The following is a 15124-nucleotide window of genomic DNA, read 5'->3' as shown; positions in this document are numbered from 1 at the left end:
GCACCGACTGTCATCTTCGCCAGCGATCTCACGCGCGCGCGATCGCGCACCCCAGCCGGACGACCTCCTCGACGAATAGTTTCAGGTCCTCGCGCCGGGTGCGATGATTGTTGACCGCAACGCGCAGGCAATGCTCTCCGTGTACTGTGGTGTCTGAGATCATTGCAGTGCCCTCGTCCTGGAGCTGCAGCATGATCTCTATGTTGATTGCCTTGAGTTCGTCAGTCTCGACGCCCTTCGGACGGAAACGGAAACAGACGATGTTGATGTTGGTCGGTGCGACCAGCTCGAGCAAAGGCTCTGCCTCGATCAAGTCGCTGAGATAGTGCCCCTGGGCTATGTTCTGATCGATGAGGCGACCGAATTTCTCGACGCCATGTTCCATCAGCGCCATCCAGATCTTCAGTGCCCGAAAGCCACGCGAGGTCTGCAACCCATAGTCAAAGAGCCAGGGCGCCGAGGCAAGACCGCGGGTGCTCGATTCGAGATACTCTGGCGTTACGGCGAAAGTACCTCGGTGGGTTGCGGCATCGCGCACGAGGACGCAGCCGGCTTCGAACGGCGCGTGCAGCCATTTGTGCGGATCGAGCGCGATCGAATCCGCCTTCTCGATGCCGGCGACTCGCCAGCGGTTTTCGGGTGCGAGCTTGAGCAGCGCACCGATGCAGCCGTCGACGTGGAGCCAAAGGTGCTGTTCTGCCGCAAGGTCGGCAAGCGCCTGGAGGTCGTCGATTGCCCCTGTGTTCACTGTGCCCGCATTGGCAATGATGCAGACAGGGAGCCGTCCGGAGGCCCGATCGTCTTCGATGGCGCGACGCAAGGCGGCAACGTCGATGCGTAATTCAGAATCCGTCGATATGCGCCGCAGTGCTTCATTGCCAAGGCCCAGCACTTCCACGCCCTTGCGGTGGCAACTGTGGATCTGGTCGGAGCCGTAAAAGCAGAGCGGTTGCTTCAGTGCCGCGACGCCTCGCTCTCGCAGGTCGACACCGGCTTTCGCATTGCGCGCGACAGTGAGACCAAGGATATTTGCGACCGAGCCGCCGCTGACGAGCGAGCCGCTCGCCGAGGCGGGAAAACCCAGCATCTCCTTGCACCAGTTGACGACCTGCTGATCCATGAGGGCCGCGGCATGATTGCCGCCACCGACGTTCGAGCCCTGTACCGCGGCAAGAAACTCACCCAAGGCTCCGGTGAAATTTCCGGCCCCCATGTACCAGGCCCAGAACCGGGGATGAATGTTGCCCATGGGGTAGCCGAGCACGTTTTCGACCACCGATGCGTAGATCTCTGCCAATGGCTTTCCGGTTTTCGGTAGCGGCGCTACGAGGGTCTCTCGTACCGCCGCGGGCATGTTGCGCCACACCGGCCGCTCGCGCACGCCGCTGACGTAATCGATGGCCTCGTCCACAATGCGGTGCGATAATGCCCGCAGCTCATCCCAATCCTGCGGGTCGAGCGTTTCTTCTACCGCGTCAGGTTTTTCCGGCAACGTGTGCATGAAGGCTCCCCTCCGGCTGAACCGTTCAGGTCCTGGGCGGCTAACGCGTGCCGACGACAAGCGTCGCCGTCGAACGCAATTCGACCTTACCGGCGCGGATCGACTGGCGCGCCAGGTCCAGGACCTCGTTTCGGATGCGCTCGTGCGTGGTCGCGTCGACCTGTGCCAGTCCGGCAACTACGGGTGCGGCGATCTCGGTCATGAAGGTCCAGTAATCCTCGGGCGTATCATGAGCCATCGTGGTCGTGACTTCCTCTTCGCGGACATCGCGCAGGCCCGCGTCGGCGAACACGGCGGCCATCATCCCTGCAGGTGCGCAGCGAAAGAGGCCAGGCGCGCCGGCCGGTGGCTTTGGCATTTCGACGTGCCGGGCAATCGTCGCCATGATCGTCGTTGCCCAGCTGTTCTTGTCAGGCGCCCCCCAGACGGCCGCGCAGACATGCGCCCCCGGTCTTGCCACGCGTACCATTTCTCTCGCCGCAGCAGCGACGTCGGGGAAGAACATGAAACCGAACCGGCAAAGGACCGCATCGAAGGTTCGGTCGGAAAATGGCAGTGCGCCGGCGTCGCAGGCGCGTGTCTCAAAGTTCGAAAGGCCGCGGTGTTTGGCGTTTTCCGTTGCGACTTCGAGCATGCGCTCCGAAAGGTCCGTGACCGTGACCCGGCCATTTGGAATTGATGCCGCAACGGTCAATCCCGGTTCTCCCGTTCCAGCGGCAACATCAAGTACCTGGGCGCCATCCCTGATCGCCGCCTGGCGGATCATCGCTGCGCCGAAGGGCGCCAACCAGGCAAGAACGAGCCTGTCCCATCTTTTCCAGCCGGCCGAGAACCGATCCCAGGTCTCGCGTTGCTGGTCGCGGATTTGATCGAGATGAGCGGACATTCACGATCCTCCCTTGGTACGCCCCTTTCGGCCTCGTCTGCCGAAACTATGAGCCCGATGCCAAAGGTTACAAAATCAAATTCACGTCGCAGCGTGGCGGCGTTCCGCCTGGCTATCAGCGGTCCTGACAACGCGCGCTCTGGGTGTTGTGCCCCCGGTTACATGTGACTGAAGACAATCCGCGCTAGGGAGAGAGGGCAAGGCAGGCTATATTCTTACTGAGGAGACCGGGAAGGAGAGATTCGCACCGATGTCGAACCGGACGAACGGCAGGCTCAGCGGCCGTACAGAAACCAGCGACGAACAACCCCTCGGTGATCAATTGCGGATGATGCATCGAGCCTTCATGGCCTCGCCGCTGCGCAACAAGATCATCTGGCTCAGTATAAGCATCATCGTTGTCATCGTTGTGACAGCCTTCGGCCAGATTATCCTCAACCGATGGTACAAGCCTTTCTACGACACGCTCGAGCGACGAGACCTTCCGGCCTTTCTTCATCAACTCGTCGTCTTTGCCCAAATCGCTGGCGTCCTCCTCATCCTCAACGTTTTGCAGACCTGGCTCGGACAGGTGATCAAGCTGCGCCTGCGCGAAGGCCTGACAGAAGACCTGATCAATGAATGGATGCGACCGACACGCGCGTTCCGGCTGGCGAATGCGGGTGCCATCGGCATCAACCCGGACCAGCGCATCCATGAGGATGCGCGCCACCTTACCGATCTGTCCGCCGGACTGTCGATCGGCCTATTCCAGTCCGGCATTCTCCTGGTGAGCTTCATCGGGGTGCTGTGGTCGCTGTCGGATGGCTTTGTCTTCCACGTCGCGGGTTACGCCTTTGCCATTCCCGGCTACATGGTCTGGGCCGCCATTCTCTACGCCGGCACGGCCTCGTGGCTCAGTTGGCTGGTCGGCCGTCCGCTTGTGGCCTTGAACGGCGAGCACTACGCCCGGGAGGCGGCACTGCGCTTTTCGCTGATGCGCGTCAACGAGCACATCGAGGCCGTGTCGCTTTCGTCCGGAGAGGCGAGTGAGAAGAAGCGCCTGCAGCGCGACCTCGCCTCGGTGCTCGAGATCAGCTACGGCCTTTTGCGCGCCGTGACCCGGCTGACCTGGGTGACCGGCGGCTATGGCTGGATCACCGTCGTCGCACCGATCGTCATTGCAGCGCCTGTTTATTTTGCCGGCGACCTGAGCTTCGGCGGGCTGATGATGGCGGTCGGCGCCTTCAATCAGGTTCATGCGTCGCTTCGCTGGTTCGTCGACAACATCGGCGCGATTGCCGACTGGCGCGCGACGCTGTTGCGCGTAGCGGCCTTCCGTTCCGCGCTGCTGATGACCGATGAGCGTCACGAGGGCGACCGTCGCATCGACTTCAAGACCGCCGACACCCAACAATTGATCTTCGACAATATCGAGATCGTCTCGCCAACCGGCTGCATCAAGCTCAGGGAGCCGCACATCGCCATCGATCCCGGCGAGCGCGTGCTTGTGACCGGCGCCCCGGAAGTCGAAAAGGCGCCGTTCTTCCGCGCGATTGCCGGGCTATGGCCATGGGGCTACGGACGCATAGCGCTGCCGGTCGATGACGGCCTCACCTTCATACCGAAATCACCCTATTTCCCGCCCGGCACCCTCGGCGAGGTGCTTGCCTATCCGAGCGCGCCCGACAGCTATCGTAAGGGCGAGCTCGCAGCGGTTCTCTCCAAGATCGGGCTGGGTCGCCTGTCCGGACGTCTTGACCAGGACTCGCGAAAGCAGATGAACCTCAGCGAAGCCGAGCAGCGTCTGCTTGCCATCGCCAGGCTCAGTCTGCACAAGCCACGCTGGCTGATCATCGACGAGGCGCTGGACACGCTTGAAGACGATGCCTACCAGCGCGTCCTGACATTCCTTGATGAAGAGCTCCAGGGTACGGCCATTGTCAATATCGGGCGCACCGAACGCGGCAATGACTTCTTCACCCGCGTGCTGCACCTCGACAAGAACCCGGCCGGCAACACACTCAGGCGCCTGCAGCCAAAGAGCCTGCAGCCGGCTGACCCGCAATTGGTGGATTGAAAGCGACCGTTTTGATTGCACACGGACAAGCGTGCGGACGGCGTGGCCTGTCGAAAAGAGGGCAACATGAAACCGCGCATTCGGTCGAATGCGCGGTTGATAGTCTGCCTGGCGTCAGCGCTTTTTAGCGTGCGCGCAGCTTCATGTGACGGTTGACGTCCTTATAGAGCAGATAGCGGAACTTGCCCGGACCGCCGGCATAGCAAGCCTGAGGGCAGAAGGCACGCAGCCACATGTAGTCGCCGGCCTCGACCTCGACCCAATCCTGATTGAGGCGGTAGACCGCCTTGCCTTCAAGCACATAAAGGCCGTGTTCCATCACATGAGTTTCGGCGAACGGGATGATCGCACCGGGCTCGAAGGTGACGATGGTCATGTGCATGTCGTGACGCAGATCCGACGGATCGACGAAACGGGTCGTCGCCCACTTGCCTTCGGTGCCGGGCATTGGTGATGGCGTGATCTCGGCCTCGTTGGTGAAGAAAGCCTCCGGCGCCGGCAGGCCGTCGACGTATTCATAGGCCTTGCGCACCCAATGGAACCGAACGGGCGCTTCGCTTCCGTTGCGAACGGTCCAGTTGCTTGCGGGCGGGATGAAGGCGAAGCCGCCAGGCTGCATCTTGTGCGCCTTGCCGTCGAGCGTGACGGTCAATTCGCCCTCGACGACGAAGATCGCGCCCTCGGCGCCCTCGTCCAGTTCGGGCCGGTCGCTGCCGCCGCCGGGGGCGATTTCCATGATATATTGTGAAAATGTTTCAGCAAAACCGGAGAGCGGCCGGGACAATATCCACAGTCGTGTGTTGTCCCAGAACGGCAGATAGCTGGTGACGATATCCATCATCGTCCCCTTCGGAATCACCGCATAGGCTTCGGTGAAGACGGCGCGATCCGAAAGGAGTTGCGTTTGCGGCGGGTTGCCGCCGTGCGGGGCATAATAGCTACGGTTGGTCATGTCTTCCTTCAGTCCGGGTAGAGGCACCGCCTCCTCTTGAAATGCGGTGCAATTGGGTTGGCGCCTTGATCCTCAAAGCAGCGCTGTGCGCAGGTCACGCGGCAGATCCTTCTCCTCATCCAGATCCAGTTCCGCCTCGACATGATGCAGATGTTCGGCCATCTCGCGGATCGCGCTTGCTGCGTCGCGTGCGGCAATGAATTCGACCACGGCCAGGTGCTCGTCCGGTCCGCAATTGTGCAGATGGTTGGAGCGGTACATTGCCGTAATGAGCGACGTGCGAGAGACCAGGTCGCGCAGGATGCCAAAAAGGAAGGCCGAGCCCGAAAGCTCCGCAAGCAGCAGATGAAAACCACCGGAAAGGCGAACGATATCAGAGAGATTGCCCGATCGCCCGGCAATGCGTTCTTCCTCGATATGGCCGCGCAGCCGCACGATATCCTTGGGGTTTGCGCGTTCACACAGACGCTCGACGACGCGCTGCTCGATCGCGCGGCGCGCCACGAAGACATCGCGCGCCTCGTCGACCGAGGGCTCGGAAACGAAGGCGCCCCGGTTCGGCATGATGGTGACGAGTCCGTCGCGCTCCAGCGCGGTCAATGCCTGGCGGATACGAGCCCTGCTGACCGAGAAGATTTCGGCAAGTTGCTCTTCCTTCAGCCGCGTTCCCGGTCGCAGACGCCGTTCGGCAATCGCAAGCCAGATCTTCTCGCAAATGATCGCCGTCGGCGCGCCGGCGGCCTCGTCCGCGTTATACATGAAATCTCCCTTAGCCGTTCGCTTACTCTCGCCGTGCGGCGTTCAAAGTCAATTCCATCAGCCACAGTTAGATATTGACTACAAAATTGTAGACAATATTGTGTACTTTAACTTGATGTGCAATGGCAACTGCTTAAATACGACCGCGCAACCGGCATGAACCGGCCGCGGCGCCACCTGAGGCTCCGATGAACTTCGATTTCACTGACCTTCCGGCCCTTGAGCCGAACCGTCGCCCGAGCGCATTCATCGCTCCACAGCCAATTACGCCCGCTTCGCAGGTCTCGGCCAGCCGACCGGCCGAGGCCGTGCCGGTGGGCAACTTCGACGTCTTGTCTCATCACCGGAAGGCGAACTGATCGATGCGTATCCTGCTTATCAATCCGAATTCGACGCGCTCCATGACGGAACAGGCACACCGCAGCGCCGAGCGCGTTGCAGCACCTGAAACCCGTATTGAGGCGGTCAATCCGACGTCGAGCCCGGCAAGCATCGAAGGACACGCTGACGAGGCAATGGCGGTACCGGCGATGCTTGCCGAGATCCGCAAGGGCGAGGCCCGCGGCATCGACGCCTATGTCATCGCCTGTTTCGACGACCCCGGCCTCGGCGCTGCCCGCGAGCTCGCCCGCGGTCCCGTCGTCGGCATCTGTCAGGCGGCCGTGCAGGTGGCGATGACCGTCGCAACCCGGTTCACCATCATCACCACCCTGCCCCGCTCCGTGCCTATCATCGAAGATCTGGCAGAAACCTATGGTGCCGGCCATCGGTGCCGGAAGGTCCGCTCGGTCGACATGCCGGTGCTGGCGCTCGAAGAAGACCTAGCCCACACGGAAGAGATGCTGGTTCAGGAGATTCTCCGTGCCCGCCAGGAAGATGGCGCCGAAGCGATTATCCTGGGCTGTGCCGGCATGTCGGAGCTCTGCGACCGACTGAAGCTTCGCACCGGCATGCCGGTCATCGACGGCGTGACGGCAGCGGTAAAGCTCGCCGAAGCGCTCGTGGGCGGCGGCTACGCCACCTCGAAGGTTGGCGCCTACGACTATCCGCGTACCAAAGATGTCGCGTTGCCGCACGTGAGTGAAGCCATCGCCTAAGGACGCGTAAGGCTGCCGGACAAAAGCCCGGCAGTCGCGGAGTGCATCCCCGATCCGCTATTTGGCTTTATCAGCTGGTCAGGGCGTCGAGTTGTTCCTGCAGCATCGCCACCTTCTGCTCCAGCGCCTCCAGGCGCTGCTCCAAGGCAGACATTCCAAGGCTTGCTGCCGGGGATGACGACTGTGTGGCCACAAACGTCTGCTCGACTTCGCCGCAAAGCAGATGGGCGAACCGATCCTCGCGCTGTCCGGCGCCGCGGTTCAGCTGCAGGATCAGCGGCGGCCGGCGGCCGATCATCAGATCCAGATTGTCTTTCAGGTCCTCGACCGACGAGAACCGTGCCATGCGTTCGCTGCGCGCCCAGAGTTCATAGGCTGTCTGCGGCCCGCGAAGCAGGAGCAGGCCAAGCACGACGACTTGCGGCGACGTCAGCGAAAAGCGATTTGCGACCAGATGTTCATAGCGCTCGACCCGCGACGCAAAGGCCTGCCTGACCAGCCCTTTCTGCGCCAGGGACGAGAGCGCGCGATGGACCTCGACCTGTTCGACCGCCATCACCGGGTCACGCGCCGTCTTCTGGTTTGCCGCCGCATGCGCCGCGTTCAGCGTCAACGGATAGACGTCCGGCGTCGTTTCCTTCTTCTCGATCAGGCAGCCGAGTACGCGGGCTTCAACGGCGTTGAGAACAGGGAAATCGGTGTCGGCGGTGGTGTTCATGAGCGAGCCTTCAAATCGAGAAATACGATGCCGGCCGTTTCTCCAGCGTGCGCGGTGAGCCAGGCCGAGGAGCCCACCTTAGCGAGAGTATCGGAGCCCGTGAATGCTGCCGGGCAATTTTCGTTCTGCTTGTAACCAACATGCCATTGAAGCCGACAAGACAGGGGCTGGTCTCTGCGATATGCAATCGCAAAGACAACGCTTCACCTCGCCCAGGCAAGGCTCGATGTTGCGACGAATAGCGGTGAGAGATGGCCATGCATGATGATCTGTTCGAGCGGCTTTGGAGCGGTTCGGCCGAGATGGAAGAATGGACCACCGCGGTATCGAGTGGGACCATAACCAACGCTTCCGACAACATCATTACCGTTCACACGACCTGCTTCTGCGGCAGCGTCACGGCAATTCGAACGGGCGACGGGCTCGTGCTGATCGACACGGCCAATCGGGCCACCTCCGAAACGATCTCGACGACGTTCTCAAGGAGCGCCGTCCGGAGTCCGATGCCCCCAGGCGGCGCGCCTTATCGATCAAAGCCTTTGCCAAAGGCGCGATCCGGCTTCGGCCGGCCGCTTCAGCCCGCCTTCGCGAGTGCCTTCACCGTCTCCTCGATACGGTGGCAAGCAGCGCGTGAGCCGTCGGCGAAGCTGCGCATTTCCGGCCGCTCGCTCTTGCAACGGGCATCTGCGAAGGGACAACGCGGATGGAATGTGCAGCCCGAGGGCGGGTTCAGCGGGCTCGGCACTTCGCTCGCGGCGATGCTGCGCCCACGCTTCGGATGAGTGATGTCCGGGATGGTTTCCAGCAGAAGCTGCGTATAGGGGTGCCGCGGATTGGCAAAAAGCGTCTCCGTGTCCGCTTCTTCGACGATGCGGCCGAGATACATGACTGCAATCCGGTCCGACATGTGGCGCACCACGCTCATGTCGTGGCTGATGAAGAGATAGGTGAGCCCCATCTCGTCCTGCAGCTTGCGCATGAGATTGAGGATCTGCGCCTGCACCGACACGTCGAGCGCTGAAGTCGGCTCGTCACAGACGAGAAACTCCGGCTCGCCGGCAAGCGCGCGGGCAATCGAGATACGCTGGCGCTGGCCGCCCGAAAACTCATGCGGGAACTTGGCGCCATCGGAGGGCGCAAGGCCGACGATCGTCAGCAACTCGCCGACCCGTTCCATGATCTCGGCTTCGCTATCGCGCAGCTTCAGTTCGCGCAGCGGCTCGGCGATGATGTTGCGCACCCGCCAGCGCGGATTGAGGCTTGCATAGGGATCCTGGAAGATCATCTGCGCGGAAAGCGGCTCGCCGTTCTTGCCAGCTGCGAACCGCACCTCGCCTTCGCTCGCCCGGTAGAGACCGGTGACGAGCCTTGCCACCGTCGACTTGCCGCAGCCGGATTCGCCGACAAGGCTCAAGCACCCGCCCATCGGCACGGTGAAGCTGATATCGTCCACGGCGCGCACGAACTGCTTCTGCTTGCGCTCGATCACACGATTGAGCCAGGGGGCAGAAACGTCGAAATTGCAGGTCAGGTCGTTGACCGTCAGGGCATCACTCATAGAACTCCTCCTGCATTGAGCCAGCATGCGCTGACGCCCGCACCGACCGGGACGGGCTCTGGCCGGTCCTTGCGGCAGCGTGGCCCCGCCTGCGTACAACGGGGGTTGAAGGCACAGCCCGGCGGGATCGCATTCAGCCGCGGCATGGAACCGTCGATCTGGTTCAGCCGCTCGACGCGGCGGCCAAGCGCCGGAATCGACCCCATCAGACCTCGCGTATAGGGGTGGCGTGCATTCTTCAGCACCTCGGTAACCGGACCGATCTCGACCAGTCGCCCGGCATACATCACGGCGACGCGATCGGCCGTTTCGGCGATGACACCCATATCGTGGGTGACGAGCATGACGGCAGTGCCGTGGTCATCACACAGACGGCGCAGCAACGAGGTGATCTGCGCCTGGATAGAGACGTCGAGCGCTGTCGTCGGCTCGTCGGCAATAATCAGCTTCGGCTCGGCGGCAAGCGCCAAGGCGATGACGACGCGCTGGCGCATGCCGCCCGAGAATTGATGCGGATAGTGATCGTAGCGCGCCTCGGGCGCCGGGATGCCGACTTCCTTCAGAAGCTGGATCGCGCGCGCCTTGGCGTCGGCTTTGGAGAGCTTCAGGTGAAGCCGGATGGTTTCGATGAGCTGCGCGCCGATGGTGAAGAGCGGATTGAGCGAGGTCAACGGATCCTGGAAGATCGCCCCGATCTGCCGCCCCCTCACCTGCTGCATCGCCTTGTCATCGAGCTGGTCGATGCGGCGACCGCCAAGCCAGACCTCACCACCGGAGATGCGCCCTGGCGGCTCCAGGAGGCCCTGAACCGCCAGGCCCGTCATCGACTTGCCAGCGCCGGACTCGCCGACGACGCCGAGAATTTCGCCCGGGCGGATGCTGAGCGAGACGTCTGAGAGCGCCTGGACCGTGCCGTGGCGACCGGGGAACTCGACGCAGAGGCCGCGCACGTCAAGCACGGCCGTTGGGTGATGTTCGGTCATTTCGGCACCTCCAGCGGATAGCTCGGTGGGAAGATCTGGTTGACCGGCGGATGGCCAAAGCTTCGCTCCGGATATTTGGCGACAAGGCCGTCAAACTGCGCCTGCGCTCTCACGCGCGCCGCGTTCATGTCGAAGCCTGCGACTGCGCCGTCGCGCATCGACAGGCGGCCATCGACGAAGACGGCCTTGCTGACACGGCCCGATCCACCGACGACGAGCGTCGTGATCGGGTCGATCGCCGGCGCCATGTGATGGTCCATGAGATCGAAGATGGCGATATCGGCGCGCGCGCCCGCCTCCAGCCGACCAAGATCCGACCGGCCGAGTGCCTTGGCGCCGCCTAGCGTCGCTGCGTCGAAGAGATCGGCGCAGCTGACAGCGGTCGCGTCGTTTTCGACAACGCGGCAGGTGATGAGGCCGACCAGCAGGTTCATCAGCATGTCCGGCGGTGTCGTATCGGTGCCCATGGCAATGTTGATGCCGCGCGCCCTGACCGAACGGAAGGAATTCAGCGTGCTTCCGCTACGGGCAGAAACCAGCGGACAATGCACGATGCTGACACCATTTTCCGCATAGAGACGCAGATCGTTGTCGGTCGCCTGCGTCGCATGCGGCGCGACGAGCCGATCGCTCAGGAACCCGAAGCTTGCCAGCCACTCAGGCGCCGTCTTGCCATGCAGGCGGCGGACGGTTTCGACCTCCATGGTGCCCTGCGCCGCGTGCAGGCGGATCGGGCAGTCGAGGTCGCGGGCCGCGTCCGCCGTGCGGATGAGCAGTTTCTCGGTGCAGGTTTCGACCCGATCCGGCGCCAGCAGGCCCTTGACGAGGCCGCCATGACGACCCTCATGTTCGCGGATAAAGCCGATGGCGTCGTCGAGGCCCTTGATGCCTCTTGCTTCGTCGAAGATCGCCTCGAGCTGGCCAGGCGCGGTGACCATCATGCCGCCGGCGCGATAGGCTGGGCTCAGATAGACGCGAAGGCCGAGATCGCCAGCGGCATCCGAAGCGGCGGCGAACTCCGCAACCGTTTCGCCCCACTCGCGATAAAAGAGCGAGGCAATCGGCGCAGCCGTGGTGATGCCGTTCAGGAGGAGCTGCGCGAAGGCGAAGCGCTTCTGGAACGCCAGTTCCTCCTGGCTGTACATTTCATAGGGCCCACGCTCTATGTAGGAACGCGGCCAGACGCGACCCTTGGCCCAGCCGGGCTGATGATCGATCGAGAGCACTGTCGTGTCGAGATCGGATAGCGCGTCGAGGTCGATCAGGCCGGGGCTGATCAACGCCGCACCGAGATCGATCCGCCTTGCCACCTCTCCCTCGAAGCGGGTGCCCACATAAAGCAGCGTGCCGCCTTCGATGACGACCTCGCCGTTCGGGATCAACCGGTGCGAACCGTCACGGTGGCCGAGCACCCATTGCGCGGTCAAAAGCGTGCGCCCCTCGGGACGACGACCGAGTGTCAGATCCTTGATGCTGTTCATGGGATAGTGACCTCCGAAACGCCGTTGCGGGCAATCACACGACCACGCTTGACGACCAGCGGCCGTGGGGCCACGTCGACGACGGCATGGGCAAGTGTCTCGCCGGTGAGAAGGGTGAAATCGGCGTCGCAGCCGACTTCGAGGCCATAGCCCCTGATGTCCATGACCTCGGCGCCGCCCTTGGAGCAGACATGCAGCGCATGTTCGAGATCGACATCGCGGCGCAGGCCATTCTTCATGCCGAGGATGCGAACACGGTCCATCATGTCGGGCTGCCCCCAGGGGCCCCAGGTGTCGCGGATGCCATCACAGCCGGCAGCAACCTTTACGCCGGCTTCCTTCAGCCGAAGGATCGAAGGGACGGTGGACGAAGGCGAACCCGTCGTGATGATGCGTATGTCGAGTTCGGCGATCTCATCGATCAGGCTTCCGACGCGCAGATAGTCCGGTGCGCCAAGCGCAAAGGCGTGGCTGATCGCGACCTTGCCCTGCATGCCGAGCGCGCGGATGCGCTCGAACATCATCTCCATGCTGAAGGCACCGAGCTCACCCTGCTCGTGCAGGTGAATGTCGATCGGTTTCCCGTGCTTGTCCGCCAGGCCGAAGATCGCGTCGAGGTGCCCCTTCGGGTCACGGTCGATGCCACAAGGATCAATGCCACCAAGAACTTCCGCGCCATTGCTCAGAGCCTGATCGAGCAGTTCGATCGTTCCCGGACGGGTAACGAGGCCGGACTGCGGGAAGGCGACGAGTTCGATGTCGATGACATCCTTGAGGGCCTTGCGGGTCTCGATGATGCCTTCCATCAGGCGCAAGCCGTGGGTCGTGTCAATGTCGACGTGGCTACGGATGTGGCTGGCACCGTTGGCGGCGAGCATGATCGCCTGGCGCATGGACTGGCGGTGCGGCTCGATACCGATCTCCAGCCGCTTCTCGCGCTCAAAATCGATGCGTTCGCGCAGCGTCGCCGACTTGGCGTTCACATGCCAGGGCATGCCCCAGACCGACTTGTCGAGATGGGTGTGGGCCTCGACAAGACCGGAGATCACGATGTGGCCGTTGCCGTCTTCGGTCGCAACGCCTTCGGCGGCAAGACCTTTGCCAAGGGCGGCGATCTTGCCGTCGCGAACGAGGATGTCGGTCGCGTCGCCGGCGTTTGGCCTGACGTTACGGATCAGGAGATTGGACATCATTCACCTCAATTTCGGATTGAGCGCATCGCGCAGCCAGTCACCGAGCAGGTTGACCGAGACCACGAGAAGGCAAAGCTGGACCACGGGGAAGAGCACGACCCACCAGACGCCCGAAAACAGGAACTGGTTGCCAAGACGGATCAGTGTGCCCAGGCTTGGCTGGCTCGGCGGCATACCGATGCCCAGGAACGAGAGCGTCGCCTCCGTGAGGATCGCCATGCCGAAATTCAAGGTGGCGGCGACCATGATCGGCGTCAGGGTGTTCGGCAGGATATGCTTCAGCATGATGCGCCGGGCCGGCGTCTTCAGCAGCCGCGCTGCCTGCACGTATTCCTTGCCACGCTCGACGATCGTCTGGGCGCGCACGGTGCGGGCATATTGCACCCAGGCGCTGAGCGTGATCGCCAGCACCAGGACGGCGGCGGAGCCGACGTCCCTCAGTTCCGGCGGCAGCATCTGGCGGGCGACCGCGCTGACGAGAATGGCGATCAGGATCGTCGGGATCGACAACAGCACGTCGCCGATACGCATCAGCAGGTTGTCGATGAACTTGCCGAAATAGCCGGCGACGAGCCCAAGGCTCAAGCCGACTGCCAGCGACAGCACGACCGAGGCGACGCCGATCAGGATCGAGATGCGCGAGCCGTAGAGGATCGCCGAGAGCATGTCGCGGCCTTGCGTGTCGGTGCCGAGCACATAGGGCCACTGTCCATCCGCCTCCCAGATCGGCGGCAGCTCGGAGTTCCAGAGTTCGAGTTGCGCCGGATCGAACGGGTTCTGCGGTGCAATCAGCGGTGCCGCAAAGGCGGTGACGATCAGGAAGGTGAGGATAACCGCCCCTATGATCGCCGAGGGCTTGTGGGTGAAGGACCACCAGAGGTCGCTCTGGCGAAAGCGGGCAAGCCTGGAAGGTCGGCGTGGCGGTGTGGTTTGCTGGACGTGATCTGTCATGGCAGCGACCTCAGCGAGTGGCGTCGCGCAGCCGCGGGTCGATCACCGCATAGGCGATATCGACGAGCGTGTTGAGCGTGACGAAGATGAAGGAGACGATGCAGAGATACCCCGCCATCACAGGCATATCGAGGAAGGTCACCGCCTGAATGAACAGCATGCCCATGCCCGGCCACTGGAAAACCGTTTCGGTGATCAGGGCGAAGGCGATCAGCGAACCGAAATTCATCGCCGTCATGGTGACGACCGGCATCAGACAGTTCCTGAGCGCGTGGCGGAAATAGATGCGCCAGCGCGGCACGCCACGGGCACGTGCAAACTTGACGAAGTCGGACCGCAGCACTTCCATCATCTCGGCGCGCACGAGCCGCATGACCAGGGTGATCTGGTAGAGCGCGAGCGCAAGCGCGGGCAGGAGCAGAGATGCCCGTCCGGACGCTGTCAGCAGGCCGGTGCTCCACCAGCCGAGCTGCACGACATCACCACGACCGAAGGCCGGAACGAGGCCGAAGGTGACGGCAAAGACAAGGATCAAGAGGATGCCGACAACGAAGCTCGGCAAGGAGACGCCGATGATGCTGACGAACTGTAGCCCTTCGGAATACCATCGCCCTCGGTTGATCGCAGTGATGACGCCAAGCGGTATACCGATCAAGAGCGACAGCACGGTTGCGACCAGCGCCAGCTCCATCGTTGCCGGGAAGCGCTCGGCAATGAGCTTCATCACGTCCTGGCCGTTGCGGTAGCTGATGCCGAAATCGCCCTGTGCGGCGTTGACGACGAAACGACTGAACTGGGTCAGGAATGAATCGTTGAGCCCGAGTTTTTCGCGCAGCTCGATCCGGTCGGCTTGCGACATCTGCTCGTTGGCCATCAGCTCGACCGGATCGCCGGCAAAGCGGAAGATCAGGAAGGCGAGCAATGCTACGGCGAGCATGACCAGCACGGCATTGGCCAGCCGCTTGATGAGAAAGACAATCATTGGG

At 62.6% G+C, this 15124-nt stretch carries 14 protein-coding genes; 3 read left to right on the top strand and 11 right to left on the bottom strand.

All coding sequences use genetic code 11. The features are described from left to right. Positions 1-28 precede the first annotated feature (28 nt). A complete protein-coding gene (locus MKZ91_RS24985; protein WP_336173720.1) occupies positions 29-1501 on the bottom strand; it encodes a pyridoxal phosphate-dependent decarboxylase family protein in 1473 nt (490 codons plus the stop codon). A gap of 40 nt (positions 1502-1541) precedes the next feature. Beyond that, positions 1542-2387, bottom strand: a complete 846-nt coding sequence (locus MKZ91_RS24980; RefSeq protein WP_336173719.1) for a class I SAM-dependent methyltransferase — start codon at positions 2385-2387, stop codon at positions 1542-1544. 250 nt (positions 2388-2637) lie between these two features. Here MKZ91_RS24980 and MKZ91_RS24975 point away from each other — a divergent pair, with 250 nt between their 5' ends. Then, positions 2638-4446, top strand: a complete 1809-nt coding sequence (locus MKZ91_RS24975; RefSeq protein ID WP_336173718.1) for an ABC transporter ATP-binding protein/permease — start codon at positions 2638-2640, stop codon at positions 4444-4446. A gap of 124 nt (positions 4447-4570) precedes the next feature. On the opposite strand, the gene MKZ91_RS24970 is transcribed toward MKZ91_RS24975, so the two are convergent. Next, a complete protein-coding gene (locus MKZ91_RS24970) occupies positions 4571-5398 on the bottom strand; it encodes a bifunctional allantoicase/(S)-ureidoglycine aminohydrolase (protein WP_336173717.1) in 828 nt (275 codons plus the stop codon). A 72-nt stretch (positions 5399-5470) separates the two neighbouring features. Further along, positions 5471-6157 carry a GntR family transcriptional regulator gene (locus MKZ91_RS24965; protein ID WP_336173716.1) on the bottom strand — a complete coding sequence of 229 codons (687 nt, stop codon included), beginning with the start codon at positions 6155-6157 and terminating at the stop codon, positions 5471-5473. A 188-nt stretch (positions 6158-6345) separates the two neighbouring features. Between MKZ91_RS24965 and MKZ91_RS24960 the strand changes: the two genes are divergently transcribed. Beyond that, entirely contained in the window at positions 6346-6516 is a 171-nt protein-coding gene (locus MKZ91_RS24960) for a hypothetical protein (protein WP_336173715.1), read from the top strand. Positions 6517-6519: 3 nt separating this feature from the next. Then, entirely contained in the window at positions 6520-7254 is a 735-nt protein-coding gene (locus tag MKZ91_RS24955) for an aspartate/glutamate racemase family protein (RefSeq protein WP_336173714.1), read from the top strand. 70 nt (positions 7255-7324) lie between these two features. Here the strand turns inward: MKZ91_RS24955 and MKZ91_RS24950 are convergent, their stop codons facing one another. The 7 genes from MKZ91_RS24950 to MKZ91_RS24920 all read right to left on the bottom strand — a co-directional run bounded on the left by MKZ91_RS24950 (position 7325) and on the right by MKZ91_RS24920 (position 15120). Further along, entirely contained in the window at positions 7325-7972 is a 648-nt protein-coding gene (locus MKZ91_RS24950; protein ID WP_336173713.1) for a YceH family protein, read from the bottom strand. 574 nt (positions 7973-8546) lie between these two features. Further along, a complete protein-coding gene (locus MKZ91_RS24945; protein ID WP_336173712.1) occupies positions 8547-9530 on the bottom strand; it encodes an ABC transporter ATP-binding protein in 984 nt (327 codons plus the stop codon). Beyond that, positions 9527-10513, bottom strand: coding sequence for an ABC transporter ATP-binding protein (locus MKZ91_RS24940; protein WP_336173711.1), 987 nt, complete (start codon positions 10511-10513; stop codon positions 9527-9529). The genes MKZ91_RS24945 and MKZ91_RS24940 overlap by 4 nt, the downstream gene beginning before the upstream one ends. Continuing rightward, on the bottom strand, positions 10510-11994 hold the full coding sequence (locus MKZ91_RS24935) for an amidohydrolase family protein (RefSeq protein WP_336173710.1): 1485 nt from the start codon (positions 11992-11994) through the stop codon (positions 10510-10512). Before MKZ91_RS24935 ends, MKZ91_RS24940 begins: the two co-directional genes overlap by 4 nt. After that, entirely contained in the window at positions 11991-13184 is a 1194-nt protein-coding gene (locus tag MKZ91_RS24930; protein ID WP_336173709.1) for an amidohydrolase family protein, read from the bottom strand. Before MKZ91_RS24930 ends, MKZ91_RS24935 begins: the two co-directional genes overlap by 4 nt. 3 nt (positions 13185-13187) lie before the next feature. Beyond that, a complete protein-coding gene (locus MKZ91_RS24925) occupies positions 13188-14138 on the bottom strand; it encodes an ABC transporter permease (protein ID WP_336173708.1) in 951 nt (316 codons plus the stop codon). A gap of 10 nt (positions 14139-14148) precedes the next feature. Beyond that, positions 14149-15120: an ABC transporter permease gene (locus MKZ91_RS24920; protein ID WP_336173707.1), complete on the bottom strand. Its 972-nt coding sequence runs from the start codon at positions 15118-15120 to the stop codon at positions 14149-14151. Positions 15121-15124: the final 4 nt, after the last annotated feature.

The organism is Ensifer sp. MJa1, from assembly GCF_037026475.1.
GTDB lineage: Bacteria > Pseudomonadota > Alphaproteobacteria > Rhizobiales > Rhizobiaceae > Ensifer.
This window is presented reverse-complemented; position numbering and strand designations above follow the sequence as displayed.

Excerpts from the sequence above, each read along its gene's own strand:
- MKZ91_RS24965 (WP_336173716.1), bottom strand. The coding sequence starts at position 6,157 with ATGTATAACGCGGACGAGGCCGCCGGCGCGCCGACGGCGATCATTTGC.
- MKZ91_RS24975 (WP_336173718.1), top strand. The coding sequence starts at position 2,638 with ATGTCGAACCGGACGAACGGCAGGCTCAGCGGCCGTACAGAAACCAGC.
- MKZ91_RS24945 (WP_336173712.1), bottom strand. The coding sequence starts at position 9,530 with ATGAGTGATGCCCTGACGGTCAACGACCTGACCTGCAATTTCGACGTT.
- MKZ91_RS24980 (WP_336173719.1), bottom strand. The coding sequence starts at position 2,387 with ATGTCCGCTCATCTCGATCAAATCCGCGACCAGCAACGCGAGACCTGG.
- MKZ91_RS24940 (WP_336173711.1), bottom strand. The coding sequence starts at position 10,513 with ATGACCGAACATCACCCAACGGCCGTGCTTGACGTGCGCGGCCTCTGC.
- MKZ91_RS24930 (WP_336173709.1), bottom strand. The coding sequence starts at position 13,184 with ATGTCCAATCTCCTGATCCGTAACGTCAGGCCAAACGCCGGCGACGCG.
- MKZ91_RS24960 (WP_336173715.1), top strand. The coding sequence starts at position 6,346 with ATGAACTTCGATTTCACTGACCTTCCGGCCCTTGAGCCGAACCGTCGC.
- MKZ91_RS24935 (WP_336173710.1), bottom strand. The coding sequence starts at position 11,994 with ATGAACAGCATCAAGGATCTGACACTCGGTCGTCGTCCCGAGGGGCGC.
- MKZ91_RS24920 (WP_336173707.1), bottom strand. The coding sequence starts at position 15,120 with ATGATTGTCTTTCTCATCAAGCGGCTGGCCAATGCCGTGCTGGTCATG.
- MKZ91_RS24955 (WP_336173714.1), top strand. The coding sequence starts at position 6,520 with ATGCGTATCCTGCTTATCAATCCGAATTCGACGCGCTCCATGACGGAA.
- MKZ91_RS24925 (WP_336173708.1), bottom strand. The coding sequence starts at position 14,138 with ATGACAGATCACGTCCAGCAAACCACACCGCCACGCCGACCTTCCAGG.
- MKZ91_RS24970 (WP_336173717.1), bottom strand. The coding sequence starts at position 5,398 with ATGACCAACCGTAGCTATTATGCCCCGCACGGCGGCAACCCGCCGCAA.
- MKZ91_RS24950 (WP_336173713.1), bottom strand. The coding sequence starts at position 7,972 with ATGAACACCACCGCCGACACCGATTTCCCTGTTCTCAACGCCGTTGAA.
- MKZ91_RS24985 (WP_336173720.1), bottom strand. The coding sequence starts at position 1,501 with ATGCACACGTTGCCGGAAAAACCTGACGCGGTAGAAGAAACGCTCGAC.